Consider the following 15,921-nt stretch of genomic DNA (forward strand, 5'->3'; position numbering starts at 1 on the left):
GGACTATAGCAGCTGTGGCTACCAGCCTTATCTGGGTATAAGTATGGACAAGGCGCCGCAAATGCACCCTTTCCGGATTCTCGTATATACTTCTTAACTTTCCACCCGAAACAAAAAAACATCCATGGCGCTCCAGCAAATCTACCGCACCTCCCTTACACTTCTCACGGATCTGTATCAACTCACGATGGCCTACGGCTACTGGAAAAATGGTATGTCCGAGCGGGAGGCGGTATTTCACCTATACTTCCGGAAGCACCCGTTTGAGGGCGGCTATACGGTGGCAGCCGGACTCGAGCATGCAGTGGAGTACCTGCAGCAGCTGAAGTTTACGGAAGAGGATTGCTCTTATTTGCGCAGTTTGAAAGGGAGCCAGAACCAACCCTTGTTTGAGGAGGCCTTCCTCGACTACCTCCGCCACCTGGAGTTCACCTGCGATGTGGATGCCGTTCCGGAAGGCACCTTGGTGTTTCCGAGCGAGCCCCTTGTGCGGGTGCGGGGACCGCTATTGCAGGCACAGCTCATCGAAACGCCCTTGCTCAACATCATTAACTTTGAGACACTGATTGCCACCAAGGCTGCGCGCATCAAAGAGGCAACCAAAGGCGACCAGGTGATAGAGTTCGGGATGCGCCGGGCACAGGGTATCGATGGAGCACTGTCGGCGGCCCGCGCGGCTTACCTTGGCGGGGCCGATGCGACTTCTAACCTGTTGGCGGGACAGCTGTACAACATTCCGGTTCGGGGCACGCACGCGCACAGCTGGGTACAGGCGTTCGATTCAGAAGCAGAAGCCTTTGAAGCCTATGGCGCTGCTTTTCCGAAAGACTCTGTTTTTTTAGTGGATACTTACGATACTTTGGAAGGCGTAAAGCAAGCAATTGAGGTAGCGAAAAAGCTGCAGCCAAGAGGGTTTGTGTTCGGTGGCATCCGCCTCGACTCCGGCGACCTGACCTACCTTAGCCAGCAGGCACGCATTCTGCTGGATGAGGCCGGATTTAACAGCACCAGCATCGTAGCCAGCAACGACCTGGACGAGCACCTGATTACACACCTGAAACAGGAGGGTGCCCAGATAAATGTGTGGGGAGTAGGCACCAAGATGATCACCGCCTACGACCAGCCTGCGCTGGGCGGCGTTTACAAACTTGCTGCCATTAAAAATAAGGCGGGCGAATGGGAGTACAAGATCAAGCTATCGGAGCAGCTCGTGAAAACTTCAAACCCGGGCATGCTACAAGTGCGGCGCTATTTCAGCCAAGGGCGTTACCTGGCCGACATGATCTACAATGAGCTGGAGCCTATACCCGAGCAGGAGCAGCTAGTGCACCCGCTGGACAGCACCCGACGGAAGATCATAGAACCGGGCACCAAATCAAAAGAGCTGCTGGTGCCGATTTTCAGGGAAGGCACGCTAGTTTATGAATTGCCCAGCTTAGCAAGTATAAAAATGCATACAAAACAAGAGCTAAGTCAGCTGCACGAGAGCATTCGCCGCTACGTGAACCCGCATAATTACCCCGCTGGCCTGGAGGAGAACCTGCATCAGCAAAAAATGGATATGATCCTGAAGTTAAGAAGCACGAAAAGCGTAGGCGAAGTATAGAGGCTTGTATTTGCGGCCCTTTATTTATACTTGATTTATTGCGCTTTCTGCAAATGTAGGCTGCGCATTCGAGCAGCATCATTGAACCGGCGCGGTAACCAGCACATTACCGGCGCTTTTTGCCGCGCCGGTTCGATAATTTCTCGATGCGCTTACTTCTCACCCAGTTCAGGTATTTCTGGAGCGGCTCCGCCTGTTTTAGGGCGGGTATGCTGTTGTAAAGCAGCGCCAGCTCCTTGTTATCGAAGGTGAGGTGCAGTGTGCTGTGGCAGGGCTGGCACAAATCGGCCACAGCCCCGTAGCGGCCTCCCTCCTCCCGTGGCACCAGGTGGTGGCGGGACAAACTTAGCACCTCCCGTTCACAAAGTTCACACACCAGCGTTTCCTGCTTTCTGGCCATCTGCTAAATTTATAATCCCAATCTTTTACCAATCTAAAAACAAAAGCTTTTTAGAGAAGGTTTAATACATTTTGACTCTAAACTGAGGCATGGGCGCGGCTTTTTTCTATTGAAAAACCCTAGCTTGAATCCTTAGTTCTTTCGATAGCATACATGAAAGTCGCTCCACAAGATTCACCGGGAAGCCTGGTGCCCAAGCAGGAAATACGCGAGGGCCTGCTCATCTTTATACTTGCCGCCATCCAGTTCACGCACATGGTCGATTTTGTGATCATGATGCCGCTGGGGCCACAGCTTATGCGGGTATTCAGCATCTCTCCCCGGGAGTTTGGGCTGCTGGTGTCGGCCTACACGTTCAGCGCCGCCATAGCCGGTTTCCTAAGCGCCCTCTTCATCGACCGTTTCGACCGCAAAAGCGCAATTCTGGCGCTATACTTCGGATTTGCCCTAGGCACGCTGGTCTGCGCCATGGCGCCTACATTTGGGCTGCTGCTGGCCGCGCGGGTGGTGGCCGGCGCTTTTGGCGGTGTGCTGGGGGCACTGGTGCTGGCAGTGATCGGTGATGCCATACCTGAGCAACGGCGCGGCGCCGCAACGGGCAAGGTGATGGCGGCCTTCTCCGTCGCCTCCATTGTGGGAATTCCGATAGGCCTGTACCTGGCTAGTGAGCTAAGCTGGCATATGCCTTTTTACCTGTTGGCGGGGTTGAGTATACTTATACTTGTGGTGGCCCTGAAGGCGCTGCCGGTTATGCGCGGACACCTTTCCAGCGCGGTGCAGCACAAGCCTTTCGCGGTGCTGGGGGCGGTGGCAAGGCAGCGCAACCTGCAGTGGGCCATGGCGCTGATGTCTACCCTCACCATGGCCGGTTTTTTTGTCGTGCCTTTCATCAGTCCTTATATGGTCGCCAACGTCAACTTCACAGAGACTGACCTGAGCTACATCTACCTTTTCGGGGGACTGGCAACAGCTTTTACCTCGCAGTGGGCAGGGCGGCTGGCCGACAAGTATGGCAAACAGCGTATTTTCGCTGCAGCAGCCCTGTTCTCCATGCTTCCCATTCTGGCTATCACCAACCTGCCCCCGGTGTCGCATGCGGTGGCGCTCGTTATTACCACCATCTTCTTTATCTTCTTTGGCGCCCGCTTTGTCCCAGCCATGTCGCTGATCACCTCCAGCGTGGAACCTAAACTACGGGGAAGCTTCATGAGCATCAACTCATCCGTGCAGCAGCTAAGCGCCGGGCTTGCCTCCTTTGCAGCAGGCTTTATCGTGCAGGAAAGCGCATCCGGGAAGTTGCTGAATTATGGTTGGGTGGGCATTATCTCCTGTGCCATCACACTGGCAGCCATTTGGGTAGTGGGCCACATCAGGCAAGTCGGGTAAGTATGAAGCCCACTACACAGGAAAGCCGCGGCAGTTGTCGCGGCTTTCCTGTGTAGTGTTAAGAAAGGTAATGCATTACTTCCAATCGGGCATGATGGCGTTGGAGAAGAGCTTTACACGGTTTTTGCCGTCTGCAGCATCCATCATATATACATCATAGAACCCCATTCCATCGTTGGGGGCATTCACGAATATGATTTTATCACCGGTTGGGGAATAGCGCGGGTACAGGTCGTTGGTACCGGCGGGCTTGTTTACCGATAGATCCACCAGGCCGGTGCCATCTATGTTCTTGCGGAAGATATGTGCGTCCAGTTGGCGGCCCTCGGCATTCTCATAGCCAGACACGTCGCGGGTATAAAGTATACTTCTGCCATCAATCGAAAAGATCGGACTTTCCACGCGGCCAGGTAGGTTCTCCACCAGCAACTGCAGGTCTGAGCCGTCTGCATTCATGAGATAGATCTCAGAGTCATTGATGTTCGTACCGATGGTCTGTGCCGCGATTCTGTTGCCACGGTCTGTCCAGTCGAGCATACGGAAGTGGCGATCCGCCGGAGCCTTGGCCACCAGTGTTAACCCAGATCCATCGCGCTCAATACGGTACAGATTGTCGTAATTCGGGTAAATAAGCTGCCCACCGTCCGGAGCCCAGGCAAAGCCGATCCCGGGGTTGTGATAGCCCGCAATCGGCACCGTTGTTACCTGAAACTTGTTAGAGCCGTCGCGGCTCATGGTGAAAATCTGCGGCTCAATCAGCGCGTTGGAAGAGTAAGCCACCACATCGCGTTTGGGATTCAGGAGTGGCCACCATTCGCGGCTGAAGTCAGCGGTAAGGCGGAAGGTTCCTGCTGTAGAGCCGTCGGAACTGAACACATCGTAGTTTCCGTCAACGGAGCGGGCAAACAGGTAGCGCGCATTGGGCAGCGCAGTCGTCGAGAAGCTCCACACGGGGCTGTTGGTGGTTGCGTCTGATTTGTTTTTTACCACAACCTGCCAGAAGTAGGTGGTGCCGTGCATCAGGTTTTCAGCAACTACCGTGGTGTCGGTTATGGCTTCAGCTATCTTTTTTTTTTGGTTGCTGCCCGACTCGTAAAGGTACACATCATACGTGAGGGTGTCTTTGCTGGAGGAGGTTGGGCCCTGCCATTTTAGGGTGACGCTGTTGGAGATTCCGATGGTATTGTCTTCCGGTGAAGGCGAAGACGGAACACCGGGTGCCCCGTTACCGGTGGTGGATTCTGTGAGTTGGAGGATAACTGCTGTTTCCTTGTCGTTTTTGACGGCCACCGACACAGACTCTGGTTTATAGCCTGCCTTTTTGGCCATGATGTTGTACGCTCCTCCTTCGATATCAGGAATCCTGAAACGGCCATCGGCATCAGTAACAATGGCACTGGTGGCAGGAGCAGTTGAAATACTGACCGAAGCCAGGGGTTCGCCACTGCTGGCATCCAGTACCTGCCCGCTGAGAGATCCTTCTCCTTCGGGCTCCACCAGGTTTTCTTCGTTACAGCCAAACATGCCCACCAGGAGCATCAGAAAAATAACAAGCTTAAGGGTAGAAGCTGTCTTCAACATGTAGTAAAGGGTTAAAGTATAAATACTTTCAGATTTTGGAACAGAAACTAAAAACACCGGTCGGATCAAGGACAGGTGCTACTGGTCAAAAAGGTGTTTGTTCTAATAAAATGGTATTCGCCTATACCTGCTGGTAAAAGGATAGAACTTCTGTCGCGGTTTTTGCTGGATGAACGGTAACTTCATTAACGAATGGTGCCAATGCCACCGTTTTCAATAACCACACGCATTCCCTGGCCCTGCTGGGTAACCTGGTAAGGCAAGGTATTGGCCCCGTTCTCTACCTGTATCAGTTCGTTTCCTCTACCTTGTTGCGTAATAATGAGCTGCTGCCCATTAGCATTAATTTCCTGTACCACCCGGTTGTCTACTCCCTGCTGGCTTACAGCGCTTACGTTGTTGTTTCCCACAAAACTCCCTTCATAAGTGTTGCCCTGCCCGTTCTGTACCAGATTCAGTCTGTTGCCATCTCCATCCTGGTTCACCATCATGCTGTTTGCGTTTCCGGTTTGCACAAGGAGCACCACATTGGTAGCCTGCTGTATGATGGCCGCACTTTGCTGGCTGGCTGCTGCCACCTGCTGCCGGATAAACTGGTTTTCATTTACCTGCTGTAGCAACAGATCGCCCGGTTTAACCTCCTGTGCAAGCGCCATTGACAGGCCAAGGAAGCAAAAGACAGAAAGTATAAGGCACTTTTTCATAGTATAATTTTTACAATAGTAATTTACGCATTCCAATAGCACCAGCCAAGTACATACTTGCTTATTTAACTTCTTAAGGAGTTTAACGCAAACAGCGTAATCCAGTTCGTATACTTTCGTCAAAAAGAAAAAGACTGCAGGATAACTACTTTTTGTATTCAGTATCAATGGCATAGATGCTATTGGCTGCCTGCAACGCTCCCGAAATACAAGGGCAACTAAACGCGATGTATAAACCAGCCTGCCTTACAGATACGAAAAATCTCTGGAGACCTTATTGGCCTCCAGAGATCGTATCTTCAAATGTGACTACTGGTTTATTGTAGCCATATTGTTTGTACCTACCTGCAGTACGCCAGCCGTGTTGCCGATGCCTGTCTGGTTGATCATGGTGGTATTATGCTGCCCCACCTGGGATGAACCGGCCACGTTATACCAGCCTTCCTGGTTGATCATAGCCATGTTATACATTCCCACCTGTGCCGCAGTAGCAATATTACCTTCTCCATTCTGAGTAATATAAGCGTTGTTGTAACGGCCAGATAGCTGCAATACCGCTGCCACATTGCTCATACCGCTCTGGGTTACCCACGCATTGTTGTCATACTCACCTGCCTGGGCAACGATTGCAGTATTATATTCTCCGCTTTGTGCCACTTCAGCGTTATTAGCCTCGCTGCCGTTCTGTGAAACCATGGCCATGTTGCCAGTACCAGCCTGCACAACCATCGCCGCGTTGTTCATACCGCCAGCCTGGGCTACATCAGCAGTGTTAGACCAGCCGCGCTGCTCAGACATAGCCATGTTGCCAGTACCCCCATCTTGCATCAGCTGCGATGTATTGTTTTCGCCGTCCTGCTCCGAAGAGGCACTGTTCATCATGCCGCTTTCCTGGCGCACATAGGCTTCGTTGCGCATACCATCTTGGTCAATCGCCGCTGAGTTCATCGAGCCATTGTACTGGCCAATGTCACCCTCGTTGTCGTGCCCTTTCTGATACAGGTCAGCTTCGTTACGCATGCCGCCCATCTGCACTACATATGCGTCATTGCGGTCTCCACCCTCCTGCTTTATCCAGATATCATTATCCATTCCGCCTTCCTGTATCGCATCAGCCTCGTTGTTTCGGCCTACCTGGTGCACTGAGGCATCATGCATTCTTCCGCCAGACTGCAACACAGCAGCGTCGTTGTCCGCCCCCAGCTGCACTACGCGCAGATCGTTGTCGTAGCCACCGTACTGGGCAGTAGTTGCATCGTTGTTTGTGCCGCGCTGCTGTATCATGGCATTATTGCGCTCCCCGTTGTTCTGCATCACGGTAGCATCATGCTCAGAGCCCACCTGCTGGATCTCTACCATGTTCGTCATGCCAGCATTTTGGGTAGTGGTGGCTGTGTTGTTAGACCCGTTTTGGAAGGTAGAGGCTACATTACCTGTCTGTGCATACGCAGAGCCTACTGTGAACATCAGTGCTGCCGTAGCTGCATAAATAAGTTTTTGCTTCATGGTTTTATAATATATAAAATTTAAGATGGTTTGTCTTAGCATTATACCATAACAGGTAAAAAGTGTTACATATAACCTCTATATTATTTAATTTTTTTTATTTTTTATATTTCTAAACCCATATATCAAGCTCTAAACATGGATAACAAAAAAAGCGGCAGACCGGAAAATATTCCCGAACTGCCGCTGTAAGTCAAAAATAGGAAGATTGATCTTCTATTCGTAAAGGTTAATGTAGTAGTTCACCCCAATCTTGGCACCCCAAAAATAATCGTTAAACCTGCCTCTCTCCACTTCGTCTATGGCATCGTTCAGCATATAGGAACTGAACACGTTGGCATCTACTCCCAGGCGCCTTGTAGCCATAAACTCTATTCCAAGCCCACCCTTCACATAGCTGTCCAGGTTACTAACCGACAGGTTACCCAAGGCATCGCCGATATCATTGCCCGAGAAAAGTGCCCCGGCCCCTACCTGCAGGTAGGGCGTGTGCGCCAGCATCGGGAAGAGGCTGTAATTCAGATCCAGCTCTCCGTACACGATCCTGCGCACAAAATTTACCTGTGTGGACAGCTCACCTGTTCCAAACCGTGCATCCAGCGACAGGTTGCTTCGCGTACTGAACCGGATACCGGCCTCGGCCATTGGGGTGATCCTGGGGTCTGCATAATCCCCGTTATACCGCAAAGCCCCACCGGCAAGGCTAATACCCAGCATGCCACGGCGCTGTGCCATTAACTGGCCGTGTATATCAGAGCTTTGTGCATCCTGCTTTTCCTGCAGGTAATCTTTTACAGCCTGACTCTCCAGCGCTTCCTTGTTTTGCGGGCGCCAGTACCCGGCCAGCATGCCCTCTATAATCATACTTTGAACAGCTTTATCGATGGCCTCTTTCACGGCCATGTCGGAAGGCTCGTTGTAGGTAAAGCCTGTTTCCGCCTCTAACAGGCGCTTGAACTTTACATACCGAAAAACACCAAAGTCCATCGACTGCGACAGGATTGTTTTGGAAGTATAAACCGTCTTAAGTATTTCACCGGTGCTGGTGGAGATGGCCCGTAGATACACAGTCACCTTGTCTTCGCGGTACTGCCCCGAGCCACCGGCACCGAAGTAGCGCAGGCCTGCGCCACCCGTCACCACATTGGCTTCGTAGGAAATGATGCCGCCCTCCAGAATTATTCCGGCAAAGAGCAGCGACGGCAACAGGGGCTCTGGCTTGCCGGTTATCTGCTCGGCCTCTGCACGCGTGGAACGAATGATCTTACGCTCGTTGAGCAGGTTGCCCAGGTTCTCCCGCTCAATGGCCGTAAACCAACCGGACTCCTCGAGGGAATTGAGCAAAATGGTGGTGGCACCCTGTGTAACGGCCGTAGACCAGCTGGCTCCCGTAGCCGATGGTTTGTACTGCCCGGTCTGGTCGCGGAACTTATAAACGGCGGCCACTACCTTTTGCTGAGGCGGGGGCAGGTTCACAAGCGCCTCGTTGGCAGGTGTCGGTGCTCCCACGGCAGCCCGTGAGGTTTTCATGGGTTGGTTGAAGTATGGGGCACAACCGGTGGCAAACAGCAACAGCAAGAGCACAGAAAGTACCCGCAGGGCAAGAGATAAGCTTATTTGCATGTAATAAGGGTGTTAGAAAGGATAAGGAGTGATGGCGCAGGCGGGGTTGAAGTATACACCCTAGTAGTATGGAACGGTAACCGTGGTTTGGTTGCCTGTACCAATGTCCACAATCTGGATCACAACGCCGTTTGTGCCTTCCGTTACCTCAATGGAGTAGTTGCCAATCGTGTAGCTTCCCGGCTCCAGTCCTCCCTCTCCAAACTGGCTGGTGACCAACTGCCGCGAAAGCTGGTTCAGAATCTGCCGCTCCAGGCTCTGCTTGAAGTCATCCAAAGGATCCTGGCTGCCAAAGGCGGAAGTGGTGGCGTTTGGGTCCTTCAGTTTGTCCTGCGACTGAGCAGAGCTTTGCAGCCATTGGTAATTGAAGCTTTCGCCGCCGAAAGCCGGATTTACCGGCCTATAGACGAGATCCTGCGCCTGCACAACGCCAGGGGCAGCAAGTATGATAAAAAAAAGGGTGAACGTGAGAAAAGCTTTTTTCATATAGCATGGGTTATAAGCTGTAGACAGTATATGTACTTTGCATCAGAAGAGCTCCCGCGCCTTTTTCCCCTCTGCTTCCAGCTGCCGTTGCAACTGATCCTGCAGCAGAAACTCATAGGCATGGCCCGCGGCGTAAGTGGCAATCTCCTCAATTATATCATACCTGGGCTGTAGCTGCTGCTCCAGGATGGTCTGGTCGTTCACCGTTACCTGGATCAACGCTCCCAAACCCCGGGCAGGAAACTCTTTTATTTGAATGGTGAAGTTCTGTGCCATTGGCGGCGCCTCCCATTGGCGGTGGAACACATCGTAAAAGTCACGCCCCATCTTGGTGATGGTCTCATCCACAACGAGCCCGTCTATTTCCAACTGGGCTGAGTTGCGGATGTTCTGCTCATACGTACGCTGCAAAGTATTCTCTTCCTGGCGAAGGGAGTCCTGAGGAACCGTCTGTTGTTGCGCCTCGGCACGGTGCAGTACCAGCGAGAGGCCTATCACAAGGCTTAGCCATAGCAGCGTAAGACGTGTTTCCATCATCAGTCTGGTCCTTGTATGATTATGAAAGAAGAAATATACTTTTCACTATACCTTCACCAATTGAAAAGGTTCTCTTAAATATTCATAATTTTAATTATAAAAGCAACATACTGCCCGCTTCCCCATAAAAAAAGCCCTGACTTGATTAAAGCCAGGGCCTCCTGATGCAAGTATATGTAACCCATTTATTTACAAGGCATTTCTATCTTTATAGCGGGAGAGAAGTACGACCTGCCCCCTTTCAGCGCCTGCAGGGCCTGCCTAAGCTCCTCCGGCTCTGAGTTTTTGAGCAGATAGCCTTTCACGCCCTCCTCCAGCAGGCTTTCCACCAGCGCCTCGTCTCCGTAGGTAGACATGATCAAAATATTGACGTGCGGGTACTTGGAAAGCAGATAGCGCGAAGTATCCACGCCGTCCATTTCTGGCATTTCCAGGTCCAGCATGATGACATCGGGCAAGTTGCTCTCCACCAGCTCGAGCAGCTCGGCTCCATTGCTGGCATCGGCTACTAGCGTGATCTCCGGAAAGGCCTTGAGTAGTTCCAGCACCCCCTTCCGAAACAGATTATGATCGTCGGCAAGTGCCAGCGTAAGTGGCTGATAAGTCATACAGGTTGATTTTGTTGTGTGTGCGTGGTGTGTGCTATGCGTTTGCAACTGGTAAAGTTATTTCGGCCTTTGTGCCCTTACCAGGAGCCGAGGTTATGGTAATGTCCCCCCCCATCAAAGCGGCACGGCTCTGCAGGCTCATAATACCAAGGCCCCCCTCTGTATTTTGCCTGTTCTGCAAAGAGCCAAGGTCAAAACCTTTGCCGTTGTCCATGTAGATCAGTTCTGTTCTGTCTTCCCCAAAGAACAGGTCCAGTGTCACTTCGCTCGCCTGAGCGTGCTTTAGCGTGTTGTTGAGCAACTCCTGCACCATACGAAAAAGCAGCAGTTCATGTTTCGCTTGCAATCTCCTATTTTTTTCATTGTATTTTACAGTGATACGCAGCAAACCTGTGCTCATAAAAGACCGCCGAAGGGCCTCCAATGCCTGCGCCAGCCCCATTTTCTCCAACACCACAGGCATCAGGTCGTGCGAGATGCGGCGCACGCTGGACAGCACATCGTCGAGTTGCTGTTTGATGTTGTATCCTGCCGTGAGCAAACCCTCGTCTTTTACAGCGGCGTTATTGATGAGCTGGTGCAGGTTTAGCTTCACCAGCGCCAGCATAGCCCCTACCTCATCGTGCAGGTCGCGGGCCACCCGGCGGCGCTCTTCCTCCTGTGCCTGAAAAGTCGCCTCCAGCAGCTGCCGCTGCTTCAGGTCGTGCAGGTAGCGTACCTGGTCCTGGTGCTGCAGCATACGCCGCTGGTAAAGCAGCACAAACACAATAATCCCCACGGCCAGAATCAGCAGCACGGGTGTGATAAGTATAAAGGGCTCCAGTGTTTTCATGCTACGCGCGTTCGTCTAAGCACCAGCAGCAACCCAATCCGGAACAGGATGTTCAACACAAGTATAACCGTGATGCACATACGCGCCGTGTCGTAGGAATCTGCCAGGGCTCTGTTAAACATGGCGTACGACATGGAGGTCCCGGCCTGGTAGATCAGTAAGCAGCAGCTCAGCACGAAAACCGGGTCACGGTCCAAGTAAATATAGGCGAAGCTATGCACTGTCTGGTAGAAGTATAGTACTGCCAAGCTGATAAGCAGCACGCTTTCGATCACGTGCGGCACGGAGTTCATCTGGGTAACTTCCTGCCCGAGCATGGAGTTCAGCACACTGTAAAGCACAAAACCCACCGCCGCCACTACCACGCCGCGCTTAAAGAGTTTCCTGGAGAAACTAATATAATAAATGACCGCCAGCAAAGCGAACTCGAGCGGTGTGTACAGGTGATCAATCCACAGGTTGTTATTCGTACCCAGGTAAGCCGTTAGCTCGGCGGCAAACTCTGCCAGGGCAATCAGAATACTGTAGGAGAACACCAGCCAGAAGAGCAAACTGCTCCTCTTGTTTAACAACAGCACGCCCCCCACTACCGGAATTGCAGAACTTAAGGAGGATAGTGCTAACAGCCAGGGGTAATATACTTCTAAAAATACTTCCATTAATCGTTTAAGCCGCTCTCCACGCAATCAGGAGGGCATATTCTCGATCTGTCCGCTATGATTCCGTTCTCAATGTCTTCCCCCTCCGCGGTAGCACCAACAAGTATAAGTTGCTTTTGCCCGTTATTGTCTTCTGCATAATACATGCGGATGCCCACGCAGTTTTCCTGCTCCAGTATCTGATTTAAAATATTCCTGCCGAAGAAATGAGCTTTCGCTATCTCACCCTCTGCCGAATCTATGCGCTTGTTACGGTAGTTTCTGGTCCACTCTGCTGCCTGGCTTAGCGCAATTGCCTCGCCTTCAGATCCGTCGTATTTTGCCATCTTGTACTAGGTTAAAGGTTGAAGATCTAAATATAGGGAATTGTAAATCTATACAACGTTAATTAGAAACTATAAATTTTATAACTCCATCCGCCTCTGCAGAAACAGGCTACTTAAGAGCTGCTTCGAAGTACAAGAGCGTACTGCCCAGGCTAAGTGCCGCATTAACCGGGCAGGAAAATAACCGTATTTTATGAGAGACTAAAAGCACGATCTGCCATGGCTAAGAAATCTTTTCAGGAGGTTGTAAGTAACCCGGACATGCCCGTACTGGTTGATTTTTACGCGGACTGGTGTGGCCCCTGCAAGGCCATGAGCCCGGTGGTGCAGCAGGTGGCCAGCGAGTTTAACGGAAAGGTGAAGGTGATCAAGGTGAACATCGACACAAACCAGGCCGCCGCCTCACAGTACCGGGTGCAGGGCGTGCCCACGTTTATCCTCTTCAACAAGGGCCAGCAAGTATGGCGGCAGTCCGGAGCCATGCCCGCGCAGCACCTGACAAAGGTGATTCAACAGTTCGTCTGATCTCTGATCAAAGGGTAATCAAGAATGAATAATGATCAATGAAAAGGAAGTATGATCAGCTTGCTCAAGTTTGGTTGATTAGCTGGTTAAATGCTATACGCCTTCCTGTTATTGCTCATACCTACTCCATTATTAATTAATCATTACTCATTATTGATTAATCTAAGCTGCAGGCTGAATATTGTTTCGCCGGGCTGGGTATGCACGCGGATGGTACCGCCGTGTTGCTGCATGATTTGCCTCGATAAGCTCAGGCCAATGCCGGAGCCTTGTTTTTTGGTGGTGTAGAAAGGGATGAAGATTTTATCCAGCACATCCTCAGGAATGCCGGGGCCGTTATCCGCCACGTCGATGCGCAGCCTTTGGCGCTCTCCCTCCGGCACGAAAGCCACCACTTCCACCTGCGGGTCCGTACACTCCTGGCAGGCCTCCATGCTGTTCTTGATCAGATTGATGAGCACCTGCTCCAGTTGCTCCGGGTCAGCCATCACCTCTACCTTCTCATCCGGCAGGTACATTTTCAGGCTAACGGACTGGTGCTTCAGTTCCTGCTGCAGCAACTGGTGTACCTGGCGCAGCAACCCGCTTATCCTCACCGGCCGCAGCTCCGAGGTGGGCAGGCGCATTAACCGGCGGTAGTTCTTCACAAAGTTCAGCATGCCGGAGCTGCGCTTCTCCACGGTCTGCAGGCCCGCCTGCATGTCCTCCAGCACCTCAGAGTCTATCTTTTGGCCCGCCTGCTGTTTTGCGATTACCTCCTGTTGCAGCAATCCCGAAACGGTAGCGGTCAGGGAAATTACCGGCGTAATGGAGTTCATAATCTCATGCGTCAGCACCCGGATCACCTTCTGCCAGGTCTGCAGTTCCTGTTCCTCCAGCTCAGACTGTATGTTCTGCAGCGTCACGATCTTCAGCGGAATGCCCTGCAGCAGCAGCTCCGAAGCGTGCAGGCTAAGCAGCAGCTGCTCCTGTTTCAGCTGCACCGTCACCAGCCGCTTTTCCTGGTGAGCTATACTGTAAAGTGCCTGCACCAACTCTGGGCTTAGCCGCTCCAGAGAGTCTATATGGCGCAGGTGGGGCACGTGCAGGAGGTTCTTGGTTACTTCGTTCACCAGCTGCACCTCCCCATCCTCATCAAACGAAAGGATGCCCACGCCCACCTGTTCCACAATGGTCTGCAGGTAATGGTAGTGCGCCTGTTTCTCGGTTTTCACCTTCAGAAAGGCATCGGAGATGTCGTTGAAGCTCGCATACAGTTCCTGGTAGGAGGCGTTGGCTCTTTCGGCTGAAAAGCGCTGTGTGAAATCTGAGTGGCGCATAGCCTCCAGAAAGCTGCTGATGTCGCGGTTGGTGCGCTCCACGAAGTGGATCATGTCGTAGAGCTGGAAAAGAATAAGCAGCAGCAGGCAGAGCGCCGTCATGTACCAATCGGTGCGGTACAGCACCAGCAGCATCACCAGTGCCACCCCGATCAGCAGCAGCAGGCGCAGCAACAGTTTTACCCGAAAGCCACTATAAACCATGTTTCTCTATTCTGCGGTAGAGGGCGGTGCGGGTAATGCCGAGGTCTTTGGCGGCATGGGTGATGTTGCCGCTATGCTTCACCAGGGCCTTTTGTACCATCATCTTCTCGAGCGTATCCAGCGTATAGTCCGCGTCGGCTATACCTTGGCTCTCCTGCCGCTGCTGCTCCCTGTCCTCGTCTGGCGCAAAGTAAAAGTCATCCGGGCTCAGTGTGTTGCCATCGCAAAGTATAACGGCTCGTTCCATGGCATGGTCGAGTTCCCTGATGTTGCCGGGCCAGCGGTAAGCGGAAAGGCGCTGCATGGTATCGGCGTTTAGCTTCAGTCCCGCCCGATCATACTTCTGGCGGTACACCTGCAAAAAATGCTCGGCCAGCAGCTTGATGTCCTCACGGCGCTCGCGCAGCGGCGGAAGGTTTATCTCCACGGTGTTGATGCGGTACAGCAAGTCCTGCCTGAAGGAGCCCTCGCGCACCATCTGGTACAGCGGCATGTTGGTGGCACAGATAAGCCGGATGTCGATGGGCCGCGGTTTGTTGGTGCCGAGGCGAATTACCTGGCGGCTTTGCAGTACGGTGAGCAACTTGGCCTGCAGCGCAAGCGACAGGTTTCCGAGCTCATCTAGAAATAAAGAGCCTCCCGTGGCTGCCTCCAGGCGTCCGGCCCTGTCTTCCTTGGCATCGGTAAAAGAACCTTTGGCGTGGCCGAAAAGCTCACTCTCAAACAAAGTCTCGCTCACGGCGCCCAAGTCCACTTTCTCAAATACATTGCCCGCTCTTTTTGATTTACGGTGCAGGGCGCGTGCCGCTACTTCCTTTCCGGTTCCATTCTCACCAAGTATAAGCACGTTCGCATCGGTTCCGGCCACTTTATCAATGGTTTGGTACACGCGCTGCATGGCTGGCGACACCCCAATAAAGCCATCATAGTGATAGGCGGTGTTGTTCTGCTCGGCGGCCTCGGCACTGCGCTTTACGCTGGCGCTGCCGTGCTGGCAGGCAGTTTTGAGCACGGCCACCAGCTTCTCGTTTTGCCAGGGCTTGAGCACGAAGTCTGTGGCACCCTCTTTCAGGGCACGCACGGCCATCTCAATGTCGCCGTAGGCCGTCATCAGAATCACGGTGGTTTTCGGGGAGAGCTGCTGGATCTGCTTCAACCAGTGGAAACCCTCTTTGCTAGAGGTGGCGCCGGTGCTATAGTTCATGTCCAGCAACACCACATCAAAGCCGTGCTCCTGCATAAGGGCCGGAATCTGGTACGGGTCTGAGGTTGTTTTAACGACGGCAAAGTGCTGCTTCAGCAAGAGCTTTCCGGCCAGCAGAATGTCTTCCTCGTCATCAACTACCAAAACTTTGCAAGCGGTTTTACTCATAGGTACTGCGATAGAAGTTTCGAAACAGAATGTAAAATCAGCCTTACGGACCACCAGACCACACAGCTACATTATAAACAACAGTAGGTATTCACAGCCAAAGTGTTGCTTTGCTTCAAGCCAATGTTACACGGTGTATAAGTAAAAGTATATCATTTTACGGTAAGAAACCACCCTGCAGCGGCAAGTATACCTTAAAAGCCCCTCCACGCGATGGCGCAAATCTTACCTGTTGCCGGTAGCTGTT

Annotated in this window: 16 protein-coding genes; 3 read left to right on the forward strand and 13 right to left on the reverse strand. The window is 52.3% G+C overall.

What is annotated here, in order from left to right:
• Positions 1–124 precede the first annotated feature (124 nt).
• Complete coding sequence (locus A0W33_RS02470) at positions 125–1,606, forward strand: nicotinate phosphoribosyltransferase (protein WP_068836697.1); 1,482 nt, start codon at positions 125–127, stop codon at positions 1,604–1,606.
• Between the two features lie 106 nt (positions 1,607–1,712).
• Here A0W33_RS02470 and A0W33_RS02475 read toward each other — a convergent pair whose 3' ends face one another.
• A complete protein-coding gene (locus A0W33_RS02475) occupies positions 1,713–2,006 on the reverse strand; it encodes a restriction endonuclease (RefSeq protein ID WP_068836698.1) in 294 nt (97 codons plus the stop codon).
• A gap of 153 nt (positions 2,007–2,159) precedes the next feature.
• Between A0W33_RS02475 and A0W33_RS02480 the strand changes: the two genes are divergently transcribed.
• The gene (locus tag A0W33_RS02480; RefSeq protein WP_068836699.1) at positions 2,160–3,392 is read left to right on the forward strand and encodes an MFS transporter; all 1,233 of its coding nucleotides are present in this window, start codon (positions 2,160–2,162) and stop codon (positions 3,390–3,392) included.
• A 75-nt stretch (positions 3,393–3,467) separates the two neighbouring features.
• Here A0W33_RS02480 and A0W33_RS02485 read toward each other — a convergent pair whose 3' ends face one another.
• The 10 genes from A0W33_RS02485 to A0W33_RS02530 all read right to left on the reverse strand — a co-directional run bounded on the left by A0W33_RS02485 (position 3,468) and on the right by A0W33_RS02530 (position 12,254).
• A complete protein-coding gene (locus A0W33_RS02485; protein ID WP_068836700.1) occupies positions 3,468–4,973 on the reverse strand; it encodes a carboxypeptidase-like regulatory domain-containing protein in 1,506 nt (501 codons plus the stop codon).
• 185 nt (positions 4,974–5,158) lie between these two features.
• Positions 5,159–5,677: a hypothetical protein gene (locus A0W33_RS02490; RefSeq protein WP_139237111.1), complete on the reverse strand. Its 519-nt coding sequence runs from the start codon at positions 5,675–5,677 to the stop codon at positions 5,159–5,161.
• 309 nt (positions 5,678–5,986) lie between these two features.
• A complete protein-coding gene (locus A0W33_RS02495) occupies positions 5,987–7,183 on the reverse strand; it encodes a hypothetical protein (protein ID WP_172798077.1) in 1,197 nt (398 codons plus the stop codon).
• 216 nt (positions 7,184–7,399) lie between these two features.
• Positions 7,400–8,806, reverse strand: a complete 1,407-nt coding sequence (locus A0W33_RS02500) for a CsgG/HfaB family protein (protein ID WP_068836703.1) — start codon at positions 8,804–8,806, stop codon at positions 7,400–7,402.
• Between the two features lie 60 nt (positions 8,807–8,866).
• A complete protein-coding gene (locus tag A0W33_RS02505; protein ID WP_068836704.1) occupies positions 8,867–9,292 on the reverse strand; it encodes a curli production assembly/transport component CsgF in 426 nt (141 codons plus the stop codon).
• 42 nt (positions 9,293–9,334) lie between these two features.
• Complete coding sequence (locus A0W33_RS02510; RefSeq protein WP_068836705.1) at positions 9,335–9,829, reverse strand: CsgE family curli-type amyloid fiber assembly protein; 495 nt, start codon at positions 9,827–9,829, stop codon at positions 9,335–9,337.
• 185 nt (positions 9,830–10,014) lie between these two features.
• Positions 10,015–10,437: a response regulator gene (locus A0W33_RS02515; protein WP_068836706.1), complete on the reverse strand. Its 423-nt coding sequence runs from the start codon at positions 10,435–10,437 to the stop codon at positions 10,015–10,017.
• Between the two features lie 34 nt (positions 10,438–10,471).
• Positions 10,472–11,269, reverse strand: a complete 798-nt coding sequence (locus A0W33_RS02520) for a sensor histidine kinase (RefSeq protein ID WP_068836707.1) — start codon at positions 11,267–11,269, stop codon at positions 10,472–10,474.
• The gene (locus A0W33_RS02525; protein ID WP_068836708.1) at positions 11,266–11,928 is read right to left on the reverse strand and encodes a hypothetical protein; all 663 of its coding nucleotides are present in this window, start codon (positions 11,926–11,928) and stop codon (positions 11,266–11,268) included. The genes A0W33_RS02520 and A0W33_RS02525 overlap by 4 nt, the downstream gene beginning before the upstream one ends.
• A complete protein-coding gene (locus A0W33_RS02530) occupies positions 11,928–12,254 on the reverse strand; it encodes a hypothetical protein (RefSeq protein ID WP_068836709.1) in 327 nt (108 codons plus the stop codon). The genes A0W33_RS02525 and A0W33_RS02530 overlap by 1 nt, the downstream gene beginning before the upstream one ends.
• Positions 12,255–12,473: 219 nt before the next feature.
• Here A0W33_RS02530 and trxA point away from each other — a divergent pair, with 219 nt between their 5' ends.
• The gene (gene trxA / locus A0W33_RS02535; RefSeq protein WP_068836710.1) at positions 12,474–12,779 is read left to right on the forward strand and encodes a thioredoxin; all 306 of its coding nucleotides are present in this window, start codon (positions 12,474–12,476) and stop codon (positions 12,777–12,779) included.
• A 143-nt stretch (positions 12,780–12,922) separates the two neighbouring features.
• Here the strand turns inward: trxA and A0W33_RS02540 are convergent, their stop codons facing one another.
• Both A0W33_RS02540 and A0W33_RS02545 read right to left on the reverse strand, forming a co-directional pair.
• Positions 12,923–14,302, reverse strand: a complete 1,380-nt coding sequence (locus A0W33_RS02540; RefSeq protein WP_068836711.1) for a sensor histidine kinase — start codon at positions 14,300–14,302, stop codon at positions 12,923–12,925.
• On the reverse strand, positions 14,292–15,674 hold the full coding sequence (locus tag A0W33_RS02545) for a sigma-54-dependent transcriptional regulator (RefSeq protein ID WP_068836712.1): 1,383 nt from the start codon (positions 15,672–15,674) through the stop codon (positions 14,292–14,294). Before A0W33_RS02545 ends, A0W33_RS02540 begins: the two co-directional genes overlap by 11 nt.
• Positions 15,675–15,921: the final 247 nt, after the last annotated feature.

Source organism: Pontibacter akesuensis (genome assembly GCF_001611675.1).
GTDB classification, from domain to species: Bacteria; Bacteroidota; Bacteroidia; order Cytophagales; family Hymenobacteraceae; genus Pontibacter; species Pontibacter akesuensis.